This window comes from Streptomyces sp. NPDC002676 (genome assembly GCF_053592455.1).
In genome coordinates, this window is the sequence record NZ_JBSFVT010000017.1 from 70,844 (window position 1) to 86,060 (window position 15,217).

The window sequence follows — 15,217 nt, forward strand, 5'->3', positions numbered from 1 at the left end:
AGCCCGCCCAGCCTAGTGTGGTGCGCCCCGGCACCCCGGCCATCGACCCGAGACGTTCGACGGTCGACCTGCGGGATTTGCTCCAGTATCTGGACCCGGCCGAGCTGGCCGCCGGTATCGCGCTGACCGGCCGTCACAACAACAAAGCGCACCCTCGATGTCGTCGCTGCCGGTGGCGGCCCGGGCCGCGGAGGTCGGGGTGCCCCAACGGACGCCTCCAGACGCTGATGCGGCCGTCCGGTTGCAGAACACCCGCCGTGACCGGGCTGCCGCCGGGGAGAAGATCTCCGAGCCTGCCGCCCGCCGGGCCCTCACCGCGGCTACTACGACCCCGCGCTTCGAGGGCCGCATCGTCCCCGCAACGTTCGCGAAGAAGGCCGCCACATTCCTGGCCCGGGACGGTGTCGTTCTCTACGACAACCCGGACGCGTTCTTGATCTGCGCCTTCAAGCGCGACAACGCTCTTTCCGAGCCGGACCCCAACGCGACTGCCCCGCGCCAGTACGACTGCCGACCCGGCTGCGGCAATACCGTCCGCACCGACACCCGCTCCCGCCAGCTGCGGGAGCGGGCCGGCGAGATCGACCACCTCGCCGCCCACGCTCCCGGCCCGGTCAGCAAGCGGCTGCGGGCCAACGCCGACAAGCTTCGCGCCGCCGCCGACACCCACGACGCAACCGCCCAGACCGTCGAGGCCCCGACATGAACCAGCAACACCAAGACGAACGCACCCGCATCCGTGAGGCGATGGACCGGCTGTTGGCCGGGCAGGCCACCGCCTCCAATGGGAGTCTCACCGTCCTTGCCCTCGCTGCCGAGTCCGGTGTTCACCGCATGGCTCTGCAGAAGCGGCACGTGGACCTGAAGAACGAGTTCCACGATCGGATCCGCAAGGAGACAACGCAGGTCCCAGAGACGGAGAAGCAGTTGCGGGCGACCATCGCCAAGCTCAAGAAGACCGTCGCGAACCAGCGGACCGAGATCACAGAGCTCCGCCAGCTGGTGACCAGGCTGACCCTCGCCAGCGCCGTTCTTACCCAGGGGCAGGACGCGCCCTCAGAACCCGTCCCGGCACCGGACAACGTGATCCCGTTCCCTCCGCCCACCCGCTAAGCCCACCTGCCATGCGGGGCCGTTCCAGATCGAACGGACGGCTGAGCACAGACATTCGTACATGGTGGTGCATGACGAAGTCGAACGTGCTCAGGCGGCGATGCCGAGTTCAGTGCGGGTGCGATCGAGAAACTCGCGGACGGCCGACTCACGGCGCCAGGGGGCGAGGGCGGCGTTGAACTCGCGGACGTAGCCCTTGGCCGTTGTAAGTCAGCGGTTGGCCGCCGGGACGTCTCGGGATGGCGCCTACTCCGCTTCGGAGTGGTCGGCCTCCGGGTCCTCGGGCTTTGTCTGGTCCTTCATCCACTCAACGAGTGCTTTCGGGGCTCCAGCGTCTTCCAATGCCTCTACGTAGGTCGGATCGACCTCGTCCGCAGGGGGCAGGTCTATGACCTTGTGCTGAGCCATGCCACACGCTCCTACGAGACCTTGAAGGCGCCGTACACGCCCAGGGCCGCACGATTCAGCTTGGCGACCACGTCTTTTTGCTCAAGCCGTTCGGCCTTGATGTCGGGACCCTCCGGATCCGGATTGGGCCTGACATCGACCGACAGTACACCCGCCACACGCCCAGACGTAGGGTCGCGGATCGGGTATGTGACCAGAATGTGATAGTGCCGAGAGGACTGGAACTCTGAGTAACGAAGTCGCCACCGATGCTCTTTGTCGATCTTCCGCCAGCAGCGCCACTTGATCATATTCTTGCGCCACCGATACTCCCCTGCCCTCACAAAGAACTTCCATTTGGGGAGAGGATGCTTCCCAACTTTCGCGGTCAATTCGTCATGGAGCTGTTCAGATTCTTGCTTCCAGAATCTACTATATGCCTCGGGAGGGTCGGAGGCCCATGTAGTTCCCACCATCCCATGGTCGTAGCGAACCTTCGGAGGAGGGAGCATGGGATCGAGCCTTTTCAGGCGGACATGTCCCACGGGTTGCAGAATTCGGAGCACAGGAATCCGAGGACACCGTGCGCGATAGGCGAAGACCCCAGTAGTCCTCCAGTCGGCATCGGTTAGCTTAATTATATCCATCAAGAGGACTGCGAGGGCGCTCCGAACACCATCGCTCCTCCTTATAGCCTTCTTCGTTTCCTTGCGCCAGCCCAGCCGGTTTATGATTGGATCGATCGCAGTCGCCACGACACCCAACCATATTGCAACCCAGAAAAGGGTGTCATGAGAGGTCCAGAATCCTTTAGGGATATCTCTGGCGGCCGACACTGCGACGGCTGCACCTGCCGCGATGAGGAGGGCTCTGGCCCACGTATATACCCCACGCATGGCACTCCCTGCGGACGGAACTTGCCAGCACCACTATTGTGCATCCGGTGGCGGTGGCCGGCATCTTGGGCGATGCCTGTCGTTCGCAGTCCATCTGAAGGTTCGCGCGCGAGGCCCGCGGGGCGTCCCTAAATGTGAGAGCCGAACACCTTGACCTCGACCAGCACCTGCTGCAATAGGCCGAGTCGATGGCCGAGGGGCTGAATGAAGGTTCGCTTGTTCAATTATTTGCGCTTCAACATCCGAAGGCTTGGTAAACATTTCTGGACGTTCAGCCCGTTCCTGAAAATGCGGCCGGGAGATTTTGTACCACTGCCAGGCATGGCGGTGCTCTGTGCGCGCTTCGTGGCGGACTAATTCCAGGGGCCTCAGCTATTCCTGCCTCGAAGCCAGCCCAACGGCCTCAGAAGCCAGCAGGGGATCGACAGGGCTGGCGGGACCGAATCCCCTTCGGCCCACCTCGAACGAGGCTCACAGCGGCAGCCACGGGCTCTCAGGAGGACACTCACATCGCCGCTTCGGCTGACCGAACCACCCGCCGCGACCCTGACGCAGAGGGCCAGAACCTGAACACAACAACTTGACAGGGAACACCACCGCCGCCCGGACCCGGTCCCGGCTCTCCGTCAGACTCTTGTCCGGGAGGCCCACCAGGGTGAAGGCCGCCACACCGGGTTCGAGATCGGCCTGGACCTCTACGACCACGCCTTCGACGCCCACCAGGGCCACCGAGCACGTACGGGCGAATCCCATTCAGGCCACCCCCCGCACGTGCTCGACGGTCGGGGCGCCGCGGCGGGGCAGGAGGACGCCGACCAGGTCGATGCGGACGCCTCCGGGTGGTGCTCCTCCGTGGGCGTGGATCCAGCGTTCGGCCAGGCCCCGAAGGCGTTCGGCCTTCTCGGGCGTGACCGCGGCCATCGGGTGCTCGAACGTACCGCTCCTGCGGGTCTTGACCTCGCAGACCACCAGAACGTCGCCGTCCTGCGCGACGATGTCGATCTCGCCCGTCCGGCCGGAGCGCCAGTTGCGCTCCAGGACCGTCATTCCGGCCTCGGCCAGCCTCCGGGCGGCCAGGCTCTCGCCGTACCTGCCGAGTGCACTGCGTGCGTTGCTCATGTCGGCACCACCTCCGGCGCCAACCGTCACGCATCCCGCCCAGAGAAGTGGATCTTGGTGGGTTACTCAGCGGTTGTGGAAAACTCCGTCACCCGCCGGAGGGAGCATCACCCGCCCGGAAGCTCCAGGTCGGTCTTGTTCAGCTCCTCGATGTTCACATCCTTGAACGTAAGCACCCGGACCTGCTTCACGAACCGGGCCGGCCGGTACATGTCCCAGACCCAGGCGTCGGCCATGGAGACCTCGAAGAACACCTCGCCCTGAACCGAGTGCACCTGCATCTCGTAGTCGTTGGTGAGGTAGAAGCGCCGCTCGGTCTCGATCACGTATTTGAACAGACCGACGACATCGCGGTACTCCCGGTAGAGCTTCAGCTCCATCTCGGTCTCGTACTTTTCGAGGTCCTCGGCGCTCATGGCATGTTCCCCTTCAGCCGTGCGATCCCACCATTGTGCGCCAGTCCGACGGACCTTCAGACGATTTCCGGGTCGCTAGACGATTTCCGGGTCGAGGGTCACGGGGCTGGCCGGGGGACCTTCGTCGAGCAGCGTACGCAGCAGCCCGGCGAGTCTGGTCGGATACACCGTCTCATGTGCCCGGGTCAGTTCCCGACACGTCCACCAGCGCGCTCCGGCGACGCTGCGCCGCTCCAGCTCCGTCAGCCCCGTTGCAGCCGTGGCCGTCTGGGCCGTACGGGCCAGGTAGTACCACTCGTCCTGGTCCCAGCGGCGGCCCGCGAACGGGAAGGAGCACATGCGCCGCCACAGCACGGGACCGAGTTCGACTTCGGTGATGCCGGTCTCCTCGGCCAGTTCCCGCAGCGCGGCCTCCTCGCGCGTCTCGGCGCCCTCCAGGCCGCCGCCCGGGGTGAACCACCAGTCGTCGGCGGGGTCGTCCGGCTCGTGGCCGTGGAGCAGGAGGATGCGGTCCTGGGGGTCGAGCAGCACCACCCGGGCGACCTTGCGCAGCCCGCCCTCGTACGCCTCCTCGCCCGGCTGCGCGGTCTCGGGCGCAGGCTCAGCTCGCACCGGCCGCCTCCGGGCGCGTACGGGCCCGGGAGCGGCCCAGACGGCTCGCGATCGGGCCGTACGCGCCGCCGGCGAGGACCAGGACGGCGCCGGCGACGATCAGCCACTCGATGGTGCGCAGCGGGCCCGGCTGGGACAGTGCGCCCAGGGACTCGAAGCCGGTGGGGCGCTTGAGCATGCCGTTCATGGGCCAGATGACGGCGTCGACACGGGCGGACACCGCGCTGCGGGAGACCGTGCCTTTCGCCGCGTCCGTGAGGTGGGCGGTGGAGTCCAGAGAGCCCTGGCGTTCGTCGCCGAGGAGGAACAGGCGGCCCTTGGGCACGGTGACCGTCGGGAAGTTCTGGATCTCGGCCAGGCTGCCCTTGGCCAGGTACGGCTCGTCGATCTGCTTGCCGTTGACGGTCAGCTTGCCGTTCGTGCAGCAGGAGACGGTGTCACCGCCGACCGCGACCACGCGCTTGACCACCTTGGCGTTGGTGACCCAGCTCTTGTCGCGGAAGACGACCACGTCACCGCGCCGGACCTCGTCGCCGTCGACGCGCTGGGCCAGCACACGGTCGCCGGCGTCGATCGTCGGGCTCATGGAGCTGGTCGGCACCGTGTACGGCCGGTAGACCACCGCTCCCCATGCGAAACCGCCGAGGAACAGCACCAGGCCCAGGGCTACGGCCAGGCCGGACAGCCGGTGGCCCCTCCTGCTCTCACCACTCATGGAGCGGGACCCTACCCGGCGGTACGGCACCTTGCCCACCCCCGACCTGGTGGGCACAAGGGCGCCGCGCCTCTGTCCTTCGCCGAGTTCGGTCCTTCGCGGACTTCAGCCCTTCGCCGACTTCACGGCCTGCCTGCGCCGCCACACCGCCACCGGCACCACCACGGCCACCGCGATGCCCTCCGGCGCCACCGACAGGGCCGCCGGTACCGGGGACTGCTGGTTGAGGTTCGGCTGATCGAAGGTGTCCGGGACCGGCAGGGTGCCCCAGCGGTTGATCGGCCAGGCCTTGACGATGGCGCGGCCGACGACCTTGTCGACGGGGACCATGCCGTGGTGCTTGTCGGCCTGGTTGTAGCGGGAGTCCCGGGAGTTCTGCCGGTGGTCGCCCATCACCCAGATGTAGCCCTGGGGGACCGTCACCTTGAACTGGCCGCCGTCGCCGTCATCGCTGCACGGCGTGTTGCCGGGGTAGACGTACGGCTCGTTCAGCGGATGGCCGTTCACGAGCAGTGGGCCGGTGTGCTTGCACTCGACGGTGTCGCCGCCGACCCCGATGACCCGCTTGATCAGGTCCTTCTCCTCGGCGGACGGCATCAGGCCGATCCAGCTCAGAGCCTTCTGGATGGGGTTCGGGTTCGGCGTGGGCTCGCCCGCCAGCCAGTTGTCCGGGTCGTGGAAGACCACGACCTCGCCGCGCTCGGGCTTGGAGCCGAACCACGGGGTCAGCTTGTCGACCAGGACGCGGTCACCCCGCTGGAGGGTGTTCTGCATCGAGTCGGAGGGGATCGAGAACGCCTGCACCAGGAACGTCTTGATCAGCAGCGCCAGCACCAGCGCGATGCCGATCAGGATCGGCAGCTCCTTCCAGAAGGAGCGCGGCTTGCTCGGCCGGCGGGTGCTGTCGACCTCGCCGGCCTCATGGTCCTGGGCCGGCTGCCCGCCCTCCGGCGTGCCGTCGTCGGCCGCCGCGGAGCCGTTCCCCGTGTTCGCCATGTTCCCTGGGTTCCCCGGCGTCGCGGCGTCTACCGGGGCAGGGTCGTTCGCTTCCCCGGGGTGCCCGCGGTGCTCCTCGCCGTCGTGTCCCGACCGTGCGCCAACCGCCACATCCCCCACGCCAACTCCTTACTCTGTGCCGCCGCCTGCCCCATAGCCGGTGCAGGCCCACCACTCCCATAACGAGCGGGAGTTCCGCAGGGGTCGGGAGCCGGGTCATTCCGTTCGGATCGTAGGAGGCAACCCTATGCGACAGGCGGGGACGCGCGGTCGACCCCGACACGGAGTTCGCGACGCTTGCGAAGGTTTTAGGTTCGTCCAGGCTGGTCCAGTGGCCGATGGGCCAGCCGATGACCATGGCCCGGCCGACCACCGAATCCTCGGAGACGGTGCCGCCATACGGGGTGTTCTGGTGGGCGCGGGAGTCCGCCGAGTCCTCGCGGTGGTCGCCCATCACCCACAGCCGGCCCTTGGGGACGGTGATGTCGAACGGGGTGGCGGCCGGGGAGGTCCCCGGGTACAGGTAGTCGCCTTCCGTCAGCGGTACGCCGTTGACGGTGACGCGGCCCTGCGCGTCGCAGCATTTCACGTGGTCTCCGCCGACGCCGATGACCCGCTTGATCAGGTCCTTCTCGTTGTCGGAGGGCAGCAGGCCGATGAAGGCGAGGCCTTCTTTGAGCTGTTTGAGGACGACCGGGTCGTGCTTCTTCGCGGTCTGTTCGCCCGCCAGCCAGCCGCCCGGGTCGTGGAAGACGACGACGTCCCCGCGCTCGGGCCTGGAGCCGAACCACGGGGTGAGCTTGTCGACCAGGACGCGATCGCCGATCCGGATCGTCTGCTCCATGGAGCCGGACGGGATCACGAACGCCTGGACGAGGAACGTCTTCAGGACGAGCGCTATGAGGACGGCGACACCGACCAGCAGCGGAATCTCCCGAACGGCTGAACGCCGGCGCTTCCGCTTGACCTTGCGCTGCAGCTTGCGGCGCTCCGCGCGCGTGCGGCCGGCGCCGGCCATGGAGGTGCGCCGGGCCCCCGTGGGCAGCAGGTTGTCGGCGGGCGTGCTGGGCACCCCGCGCGGCTTGCCGCGGTTACCCATGGGTGCCTGCCGCGGGGGCAGCGGGCACGCGTGCGTAGGCGGACGGGCGCGTCAGGTGCGTCCAGTGCGCGAACGGCCACACGATCCATTCGGCCCGCCCGATCACCTCGCCGACCGGGATCATGCCGCCGCCGGGCGAGCCGAGGTGGTCGCGGGAGTCGCTGGAGTCGGCGCGGTGATCGCCGAGGAGGAACAGGCGCCCCTCAGGGACGACGACGTCGAAGGGCACGCTGGACGGGGTGTCCCCGGGGAACAGGAACGCCGACTCGTCGACGGCCTGACCGTTCACCTGGATCCTCCCCGCCTTGTCGCAGCAGACCACGTGGTCTCCCCCCACCCCTACAACGCGTTTCACGTAGTCCGCGTGCCCGAAATAGCCTGTGCCGTCGAACACCACCACGTCCCCGCGACGCGGCTGGGCACCGAAACGGTACGCCAACTTGTTTACGAGAACGCGGTCCCCGACCCTCAATCCCTGCTCCATGGAGCCGCTCGGGATCTGGAACGGTTGCAGCACGAAGGCGTTGAGGAGCAGCAGGAACGCCGTGCAGGCGAAGAGGGTGAGGGTGATCCGGCCGCCCGGCAGCCAGTCGGCGATCCGCGACACCAACGCGAAACGCGACCGTTCCTCCGCCCCCGGAGTTCCGGGGTGGGAGGAGCGGTCGCGTTCCGTTGGCTGTTCTTCGGTGTCCATCGGGGCCAGATGCTATCCGGACCCGCCATGAACGCCCGCGCGAGATCAGCTCTCGCGCTTCTCCTTGATCTTGGCGGCCTTGCCGCGCAGCTCACGGAGGTAGTACAGCTTGGCGCGGCGCACGTCACCCCGGGTGACCAGCTCGATCTTCTCGACGATCGGGGTGTGCACCGGGAAGGTGCGCTCCACGCCGACGGAGAACGAGACCTTGCGGACCGTGAAGGTCTCGCGGACACCGGAGCCCTGGCGGCGGATCACAACGCCCTTGAACTGCTGCACACGAGAGCGGTTGCCCTCGATGACGCGGACGTGGACGTTGACGGTGTCACCCGGGCGGAAGGCCGGGATGTCGCTGCGCAGCGACGCGGCGTCGACAGAGTCGAGCAGGTGAGACATTTCGTCTGCTTTCTTCGCTGATGCCACAGGTCATCAACGGCAACTAGGGGTTTGCAAGAAGCCGTGTGCGGGTCGGGACGGGCGTCGTGTCCCCCTGCGGCAGGGGCGCACGCCGGACGGACGCACAGCAGCGCCCTATTCTTCCACGCCCTCGACCCGGCGCCAAAATCGGCCGTACGGTTCCCCGTCCGGGTCCGGCGCCCAGCCCAGGATGGAGAGCATCTCGCGGTCCTTCTTGTCGAAGGCCTTGGGGTCGCAGCGCTCGATCAGGTCGGGCCGGTTGGCCGTCGTACGCCTGAGGGCCTCGTCGCGGCGCCAGCGGGCGATCTTGCCGTGGTGGCCGCTGAGCAGCACGTCGGGGATGTCCCGGCCGCGCCAGACGGGCGGCTTGGTGTAGACGGGGCCTTCCAGGAGGCTGGCCATCGCGCCGGGCGCGAAGGAGTCGTCCCGGTGGGACTCGGCGTTGCCGAGGACGCCGGGCAGCAGCCGGGCCACGGCTTCGGTGACGACCAGGACGGCCGCCTCGCCGCCGGCGAGGACGTAGTCGCCGATGGAGACCTCGTACACCGGCATACGGGTGGCGTACTCGTCCATGACGCGCCGGTCGATGCCCTCGTAGCGGGCCGGCGTGAAGATCAGCCAGGGCCGCTCGGACAGCTCGACGGCCAGTTCCTGGGTGAAGGGCCGGCCGCTGGGCGTGGGGACGATCAGCGCGGGGGCCTGGGCGCCGGTCTCGTAGCCGTCGGCGAGGACGGAGTCCAGGGCCTCGCCCCAGGGGTCGGTCTTCATGACCATGCCGGGGCCGCCGCCGTACGGCGTGTCATCCACCGTGTTGTGCCGGTCGTACGTCCACCCGCGCAGGTCGTGCACGTGCACGTTCAGCTGGCCGCGCGCGCGTGCCTTGCCGACCAGGGAGACGTTCAGCGGCTCCAGGTACTCGGGGAAGATCGTGACGACGTCGAGGCGCATCAGGACTCGTCCCGCGTCGAATCGATCACCGCGCGGTCGTCGATCAGGCCCGGCGGGGGCGCGATGACCGCCTTCTGCTCCTCCAGGTCGATCTCGATGACGATCTCCTCCACGAAGGGGATCATCACCTCGCTGCCGTCGGGGCGCTCCACGATGAACAGGTCCTGGGAGGGCAGGTGCGAGATCTCGGTGATCCGGCCGACCTCCTGCCCGTCCTCGGTGACCACGTCGAGGTCCATGAGCTGGTGGTCGTAGTACTCGTCCTCGCCCTCGGGCAGCTCTTCGGGGTCGATCTCGGCGATCAGCAGGGTGTTGCGCAGGGCCTCGGCGCCGTTGCGGTCGCCGACGCCCTCGAAGCGCAGGAGCAGTCGGCCGCTGTGGACGCGGCCGGTGGCGATGGTGAGCGGCCCGGCGGAGGCCGGGTCGGTGGCCAGAACGGCGCCCGGGGCGAGGCGCAGCTCCGGCTCGTCGGTACGTACCTCGACGGTGACCTCGCCCTTGATGCCGTGGGCGCGGCCGATCCGTGCGACTACCAGCTGCACGAGTCCAAATCTCCTGTCATACGACTACGGGCCGGGGACGGCCCAGTGGCCCTCCCCGGCCCGAGCCGGTTGCATTGAAGCGTCAGCGGACGTGGTCCACGTCGACGAGGTCGACGCGGACACCGCGACCGCCGATGGCGCCCACGACGGTGCGCAGAGCACGCGCGGTACGGCCGTTGCGGCCGATCACCTTGCCGAGGTCGTCGGGGTGGACCCGGACCTCCAGCACGCGCCCGCGGCGCAGGTCGCGCGAGGCGACCTGCACATCGTCAGGGTTGTCGACGATGCCCTTCACGAGGTGCTCAAGCGCCTCTTCGAGCATGCTGCTCAGGCCTCGGTCGACTCGGACTCAGCCGCGGCCTCGTCCTTCTTCTCAGCCTTCTTCTTCTGGGTGATCGCCTCACCCTTGCCCTCGTCGTCACCGCCGAGAGCCTCGAACGACGGACGGCCCGGCTTCGGCTCGGCGACGAGCAGCGGCGCGGGAGCCGGCTCGCCCTTGAACTTCTGCCAGTCGCCGGTCTTCTTCAGGATGGCGAGAACGGGCTCGGTCGGCTGCGCGCCGACACCCAGCCAGTACGCCACGCGCTCGGCGTCCACCTCGATGACCGACGGGTTGTAGGTCGGGTGGTACTTGCCGATCTCCTCGATGGCCCGGCCGTCACGGCGGGTACGGGAGTCGGCGACGACGATGCGGTAGTGAGGCGAACGGATCTTGCCCAGACGCTTCAGCTTGATCTTGACTGCCACGGGAGTGGATTCTCCTGGTTTTGACGTGGTTGGGCACGGCGAGCTGCCGCGTGGGGTTGCGGTACCCGAATGCCCGATGGACGCGTCAGCCGGAGGAGAGAGGGGTCCTGTGCGGCTGTCGAGTACAGCTTGCCATTCTGCCATACCCCGCGGACCGCTCTCGGCCGAGGGCGGGGCGGGTGCGGGGGGATGGGTGCGTTTCGGGCATGCGTGATCGGCACCCGGCGTGGAGGGGAGAAACGTCGGGTGTCGTCCCCGGGGTCCGTACGAGCGGACCGCGGCTGCCACGAGCAGTCGCGGTCTCAGCTCGCCGCCGCCCCGACGACCTCGGGGATCCGGAACGGCTTTCCACAGCCGCCGCACACGATCGGGGCCTGGGCCAGGACCGACGGGACCACCCGGACGTTGCGACCGCAGTCGCAGACCGCCTTGACGCGGACGCCGCCACCGGACGAGCCGTGCCGGGCGGCCGGGCCGCGGAAGGTGCGGGAGGTGTCGGCGGAGGTGGCCACGGTGTGGGCCTTCAGCGCGCGCTGCAGCCGCTCGATGGTCGGGCGGTAGCGCCGCTTCGCCTCGGGGTTGAGCGTGACCAGCGAGAAGCCGCTGCTCGGGTGCGGCTCCTCGGGGTGGTCCAGGCCCAGCTCCTCGGCGATCGCGAGGAAACGGCGGTTGTGGTAGCGCCCGGCGCGGGAGGTGTCACGGACCCCTCGGGCGGCGGCGATGCCGTGGACTGCTTCATGGAGCAGCCGTTCGAAGGAGAGTTCGTGACCGCACGCGGACGACGACTCCCCGATCAGGGACTCCGGCGCGGCAAGGTCAGGCAGCTCGGGGTGGTACCGCTGAATATCGGCCCACGCCTGCGCCAGCTCTGCGGCGAGTACAGGTGTTGTCTGTGTCGTGCTCACGTAATGACAACGAGCGTGGGTGCCGCTGTGTTCCTATTCCGGGGCATCCCAAATAATTTGCACGTACCCGTCAGTTGCCGCTGATGCGTCCTGACGAGGGCGGGTGCGCTGATCTGCGGAGAAGCCACACAGCTCATACCAAGCTGGTGCGTAGTCCAACGTACGCCCCAGCGTGTAGCCCGGGCACGGTCGCGGCCGGCGGATGCGCAAGAGGCGTTTCGGCCGCTCTCGGGAGGAGACCTCACCTCAGTCAGCGTCCGTGACGACGGGGACGTTACCGTTCGCCGCCCGGCCCCCCGGCACCGGCCCGTCCTCGGGGAGCGGCCACCGTAGGGTCACCCGGGTTACCGAGACATGAAATCTCGCCACACCCGCGCGCGATCGCCAAACGGCCCTCCACGACCCCTGGACGCCGCCGCGAACCGGGAGTTACCTGACAACCGTGGAGCGTGCGTCCGCAGGGCACTGGGGCCACGCGACGGGGGAACGGACGGGGGCACAGCGGTGAACTGTCGGCGGATTGGGGCGCTTACCGATGACACCTACGCCCGTGCGGCACCACCCCTCTCACGCGGACTCGGCAGCTCAGGCGAAAACCCACGCGGAGCCGAGCGCACGCGCGCGTGACTGGTCCGAGATCCAGGAGCGGATGCTGGTCCCGCTCTACGAGACCGTCTACGAGCGACTGGAAGTGGGCCCCGCCACCCGGCTGCTGGGCCTGCGCTGCGGCTCCGGGCTCGCCCTGCTGCTGGCGGCCTCCAGAGGAGCCGCGGTCACCGGCGCCGACACCTCCCCCGAGCGGCTCGCGCTCGCGCGCGAGCGCCTGCTGCCGGACGCGCCGAGCGGGGCACGCACGCGTGAAGCCGCCCGGCTGCTGGACGCACCGCCCGGGGGCCCGGTCGACCCAAAGACGCCCCCGTACACCCTGGTGACCGTCTTCGAGCCGATCGGCTGCCTCGCCGGCGACTCCGAGGGGCTCCGCGAACTGCTCGCGTCCGCGCTGCCGCTCGCCGCGCGCGGGGCCGCCGTGGTGCTGGCCGGCTGGGGCCCGCCGGAGCGCTGCGCCACCTCGGGGGTGCTGCGGGTGGCGACGAAGCTCGCCGATCCGCTGCGCAGCGCCCGCAGCTGGCGCCAAGCCCGGCGCGACGACCTGGAGGAGGTCGCCCAGCGGTCGGGGCTGAAGCCGGACGGCTCCGGCCGGGTCGCCTGCCCCTTCGGCTACGCGGACCTCGACAGCGCCGTACGCGGCCTGCTCTCGACGGGCCTGTTCGACGCGGCGATCACGGCGACCGACCACAAGCAGGTCGACAAGGAGCTGACGGAGGCCCTGCACCCGCACCGTCGCCCGGACGGGACCGTGTGGATGCCCAACGTGTTCCGGTACCTCATCGCCCGCGTGCCCTAGGCCCTGACGTCGAACTCCCGCCTGCCGCGCGATGCCTAGCACGCACTCCCCCAGAGGGGGGACCCCCAGCCGCGTTGTCGTCAGTCGCCGACGCTCCCCCACGCTCGGCTTCGCCAGCGCGCAGGACCCCCATCGTCGACTCCCTCCTCCGCCTTGCAACTGCACGCACCAGACGCCGCGCGGCCCGCGCTCCGGGCGGACGACGGGAATGTGACGACAAGGGCCTAAAGGGCTTCCGACGCTGGGGCCAGACCACCGGCCTAGGACTCGTCGTGGTCCTTGGTCAGGCGCGTGATCCCCGCGATCCGGTACGCGTCCGCCTCCTCCAGCGTCTCGTTCTCCAGCAGCGCCTGTGCCAGCGCGTCCAGCCGGCCGCGGTGGTCGCGCAGTTTGCGGCACGCCTCCGCGTAGCACTCGTCCACGATCCGCCGCATCTCGCTGTCGATGACGTCGAGGGTCTGGGGGGCGGCGGCAAGCCCGTAGGCCTGCTGGACGTCGTTGGGCAGCGCGGACAACCGGCCGACCTGCTCGCTCATGCCCCAGCGGGAGACCATCCCGCGCACGATGTTGGTGACCTGCTCCAGGTCGCTCTCCGAGCCGGTGGTGATCACGCCGTACACGACCTGCTCGGCCGCCATTCCGCCGAGCGCGCCGATGATCCGGCCGCGCAGGTACTCCTCGGTGTACGCGTACCTGTCGGCATCCGGCGTGGACAGCGTCACCCCGAGCGCCCGGCCGCGCGGCACGATGGTGATCTTGCGGACGGGGTCGGCGCCCGGCTGGAGCATGCCGAGCAGGGCGTGCCCGCTCTCGTGGTGGGCGGTGCGCCGGCGCTCCTCCTCCGGCATCACCAGCGGGCGTTCCGCACCCAGCTGGACCTTCTCCAGGGCGTCGGAGAGGTCCGACTGGGTCACCACCTGCTGCTTCCGCTTGACCGCGAGCAGGGCGGCCTCGTTGGCGAGGTTCGCCAGGTCGGCGCCGGTCATGCCCGGGGTCGTACGGGCCACCTGGGCGAGGTCGACGCCCGGGGCCAGCGGGATCTCCCGCGTGTGGATCTCCAGGATGGCCTCACGGCCGCCCCGGTCCGGCGGCGAGACCTGCACCACGCGGTCGAAGCGGCCGGGGCGGGTCAGGGCCGGGTCGAGGATGTCGGCGCGGTTGGTGGCGGCGAGCACGATGACGCCCTCGGCGCCGGAGAAGCCGTCCATCTCGGTGAGGATCTGGTTCAGGGTCTGCTCGCGCTCGTCGTGCCCGCCCATCGAGGCGCCGCCGCCGCGCGCCCGCCCGATGGTGTCGATCTCGTCGATGAAGATGATCGACGGGGCGACCTTGCGGGCCTCCGCGAACAGCTCGCGCACCCGGGAGGCGCCCACCCCCACGATCATCTCGATGAACTCGGAGGCGGACGCCGAGAAGAACGGCACCCCCGCCTCCCCCGCGACCGCCCGCGCGAGCAGCGTCTTGCCGGTGCCGGGCGGGCCCGCGAGGAGCACACCGCGGGGCATCTTGGCGCCCATGCGGCGATAGGCGTCGGGGTTCTTCAGGAAGTCGACGACATCGTTCAGCTCGCCCTTGACCTCGTCGATACCGGCCACGTCGCCGAACGTGGTGCGCTTCTCCCCCGGGATCAGCTCGACCGGCTTGGGTGGCGCCTTTCGGCCGAGCATGCCGCCCGCGCCGCCCAGCCCCGTGCTCATCCGCCGCGCGATGAACACCCACACGGCGATCAGCAGCAGCATCGGCGCGAGTGAGATCAGCAGATTGGCGAGAAAACTGCGGTGCTGGACGACGGGCTGGGCCGTGACGGTGACGTTGTGCTTGGTCAGGTTCGTCCACAGGTCGTCGCCCGCGAAGGACGGCCGCTCGGTGTTGAACTTGGTGTACTTGCCGCCGCCCGGCCGGGTCTTCTCCTTCTTGAGCTGGCCCTGGATCGAGTCGCCCTTGGCGTAGATCTTGGCGACATTGCCGTCGTTCACCTGCTTGCTGAACTCGGTGTACGAGATCGTCGGCTCGTTGGCCTGATCGAAGTACGACAGCACCAGGTTGGCGATCAGATACACCACCAGCGCGGTGACGATCAGCCGCCACCAGCCCCCGCGCAGTCTCCCGCCGCCCGGCGGCCTCGGCGGCTCCTCGGGAGCGCCCTCGGTACGCCAGGGCTGGTCGGGCGACTTGCGCGGCGGCGCAGGGTTGGTCATATCGGGAC

19 protein-coding genes and 1 pseudogene are annotated in these 15,217 nt (G+C 69.0%); 3 read left to right on the top strand and 17 right to left on the bottom strand.

The window, feature by feature from the left end; all coding sequences use genetic code 11:
- Positions 1-157: 157 nt before the first annotated feature.
- Positions 158-706: a hypothetical protein gene (locus tag ACWD3E_RS33390; protein WP_451391280.1), complete on the top strand. Its 549-nt coding sequence runs from the start codon at positions 158-160 to the stop codon at positions 704-706.
- Positions 703-1,113: a hypothetical protein gene (locus tag ACWD3E_RS33395; protein ID WP_451391281.1), complete on the top strand. Its 411-nt coding sequence runs from the start codon at positions 703-705 to the stop codon at positions 1,111-1,113. The genes ACWD3E_RS33390 and ACWD3E_RS33395 overlap by 4 nt, the downstream gene beginning before the upstream one ends.
- Positions 1,114-1,359: 246 nt before the next feature.
- On the opposite strand, the gene ACWD3E_RS33400 is transcribed toward ACWD3E_RS33395, so the two are convergent.
- The 16 genes and pseudogenes from ACWD3E_RS33400 to ACWD3E_RS33475 form a co-directional block, all read right to left on the bottom strand.
- Positions 1,360-1,521 carry a hypothetical protein gene (locus ACWD3E_RS33400; protein ID WP_451391282.1) on the bottom strand — a complete coding sequence of 54 codons (162 nt, stop codon included), beginning with the start codon at positions 1,519-1,521 and terminating at the stop codon, positions 1,360-1,362.
- 11 nt (positions 1,522-1,532) lie between these two features.
- Positions 1,533-2,396 carry a hypothetical protein gene (locus ACWD3E_RS33405; RefSeq protein WP_451391283.1) on the bottom strand — a complete coding sequence of 288 codons (864 nt, stop codon included), beginning with the start codon at positions 2,394-2,396 and terminating at the stop codon, positions 1,533-1,535.
- A gap of 534 nt (positions 2,397-2,930) precedes the next feature.
- Positions 2,931-3,149, bottom strand: a pseudogene (locus ACWD3E_RS33410) (magnesium chelatase domain-containing protein); the annotation flags it as partial.
- Positions 3,150-3,515 carry a YraN family protein gene (locus ACWD3E_RS33415; protein ID WP_451391284.1) on the bottom strand — a complete coding sequence of 122 codons (366 nt, stop codon included), beginning with the start codon at positions 3,513-3,515 and terminating at the stop codon, positions 3,150-3,152.
- 107 nt (positions 3,516-3,622) lie between these two features.
- Positions 3,623-3,931, bottom strand: a complete 309-nt coding sequence (locus tag ACWD3E_RS33420) for a DUF2469 domain-containing protein (RefSeq protein ID WP_008745401.1) — start codon at positions 3,929-3,931, stop codon at positions 3,623-3,625.
- Positions 3,932-4,006: 75 nt separating this feature from the next.
- Positions 4,007-4,543, bottom strand: a complete 537-nt coding sequence (locus tag ACWD3E_RS33425; RefSeq protein WP_451391285.1) for an NUDIX hydrolase — start codon at positions 4,541-4,543, stop codon at positions 4,007-4,009.
- Positions 4,533-5,258 carry a signal peptidase I gene (lepB, locus tag ACWD3E_RS33430; RefSeq protein ID WP_451391286.1) on the bottom strand — a complete coding sequence of 242 codons (726 nt, stop codon included), beginning with the start codon at positions 5,256-5,258 and terminating at the stop codon, positions 4,533-4,535. The genes ACWD3E_RS33425 and lepB (ACWD3E_RS33430) overlap by 11 nt, the downstream gene beginning before the upstream one ends.
- 105 nt (positions 5,259-5,363) lie before the next feature.
- Positions 5,364-6,254: a signal peptidase I gene (gene lepB, locus ACWD3E_RS33435; RefSeq protein WP_451391287.1), complete on the bottom strand. Its 891-nt coding sequence runs from the start codon at positions 6,252-6,254 to the stop codon at positions 5,364-5,366.
- Positions 6,178-7,353: a signal peptidase I gene (gene lepB, locus ACWD3E_RS33440; protein ID WP_451391288.1), complete on the bottom strand. Its 1,176-nt coding sequence runs from the start codon at positions 7,351-7,353 to the stop codon at positions 6,178-6,180. Before lepB (ACWD3E_RS33440) ends, lepB (ACWD3E_RS33435) begins: the two co-directional genes overlap by 77 nt.
- On the bottom strand, positions 7,346-8,047 hold the full coding sequence (gene lepB / locus ACWD3E_RS33445) for a signal peptidase I (protein WP_451391289.1): 702 nt from the start codon (positions 8,045-8,047) through the stop codon (positions 7,346-7,348). The genes lepB (ACWD3E_RS33440) and lepB (ACWD3E_RS33445) overlap by 8 nt, the downstream gene beginning before the upstream one ends.
- Positions 8,048-8,092: 45 nt before the next feature.
- A complete protein-coding gene (rplS, locus tag ACWD3E_RS33450; RefSeq protein WP_059252839.1) occupies positions 8,093-8,443 on the bottom strand; it encodes a 50S ribosomal protein L19 in 351 nt (116 codons plus the stop codon).
- Positions 8,444-8,578: 135 nt separating this feature from the next.
- On the bottom strand, positions 8,579-9,412 hold the full coding sequence (trmD, locus tag ACWD3E_RS33455) for a tRNA (guanosine(37)-N1)-methyltransferase TrmD (protein ID WP_451391290.1): 834 nt from the start codon (positions 9,410-9,412) through the stop codon (positions 8,579-8,581).
- On the bottom strand, positions 9,412-9,954 hold the full coding sequence (gene rimM, locus ACWD3E_RS33460) for a ribosome maturation factor RimM (protein ID WP_451391291.1): 543 nt from the start codon (positions 9,952-9,954) through the stop codon (positions 9,412-9,414). Before rimM ends, trmD begins: the two co-directional genes overlap by 1 nt.
- 82 nt (positions 9,955-10,036) lie before the next feature.
- Complete coding sequence (locus ACWD3E_RS33465; RefSeq protein WP_005479813.1) at positions 10,037-10,276, bottom strand: RNA-binding protein; 240 nt, start codon at positions 10,274-10,276, stop codon at positions 10,037-10,039.
- Between the two features lie 5 nt (positions 10,277-10,281).
- On the bottom strand, positions 10,282-10,701 hold the full coding sequence (gene rpsP, locus ACWD3E_RS33470) for a 30S ribosomal protein S16 (protein WP_451391292.1): 420 nt from the start codon (positions 10,699-10,701) through the stop codon (positions 10,282-10,284).
- A 302-nt stretch (positions 10,702-11,003) separates the two neighbouring features.
- Positions 11,004-11,606 carry a hypothetical protein gene (locus ACWD3E_RS33475; protein WP_386576485.1) on the bottom strand — a complete coding sequence of 201 codons (603 nt, stop codon included), beginning with the start codon at positions 11,604-11,606 and terminating at the stop codon, positions 11,004-11,006.
- A gap of 535 nt (positions 11,607-12,141) precedes the next feature.
- Between ACWD3E_RS33475 and ACWD3E_RS33480 the strand changes: the two genes are divergently transcribed.
- Positions 12,142-13,011 carry a class I SAM-dependent methyltransferase gene (locus tag ACWD3E_RS33480; protein WP_451391293.1) on the top strand — a complete coding sequence of 290 codons (870 nt, stop codon included), beginning with the start codon at positions 12,142-12,144 and terminating at the stop codon, positions 13,009-13,011.
- Between the two features lie 260 nt (positions 13,012-13,271).
- Here ACWD3E_RS33480 and ftsH read toward each other — a convergent pair whose 3' ends face one another.
- Complete coding sequence (gene ftsH / locus ACWD3E_RS33485) at positions 13,272-15,209, bottom strand: ATP-dependent zinc metalloprotease FtsH (RefSeq protein WP_451391294.1); 1,938 nt, start codon at positions 15,207-15,209, stop codon at positions 13,272-13,274.
- Between the last annotated feature and the right edge of the window lie 8 nt (positions 15,210-15,217).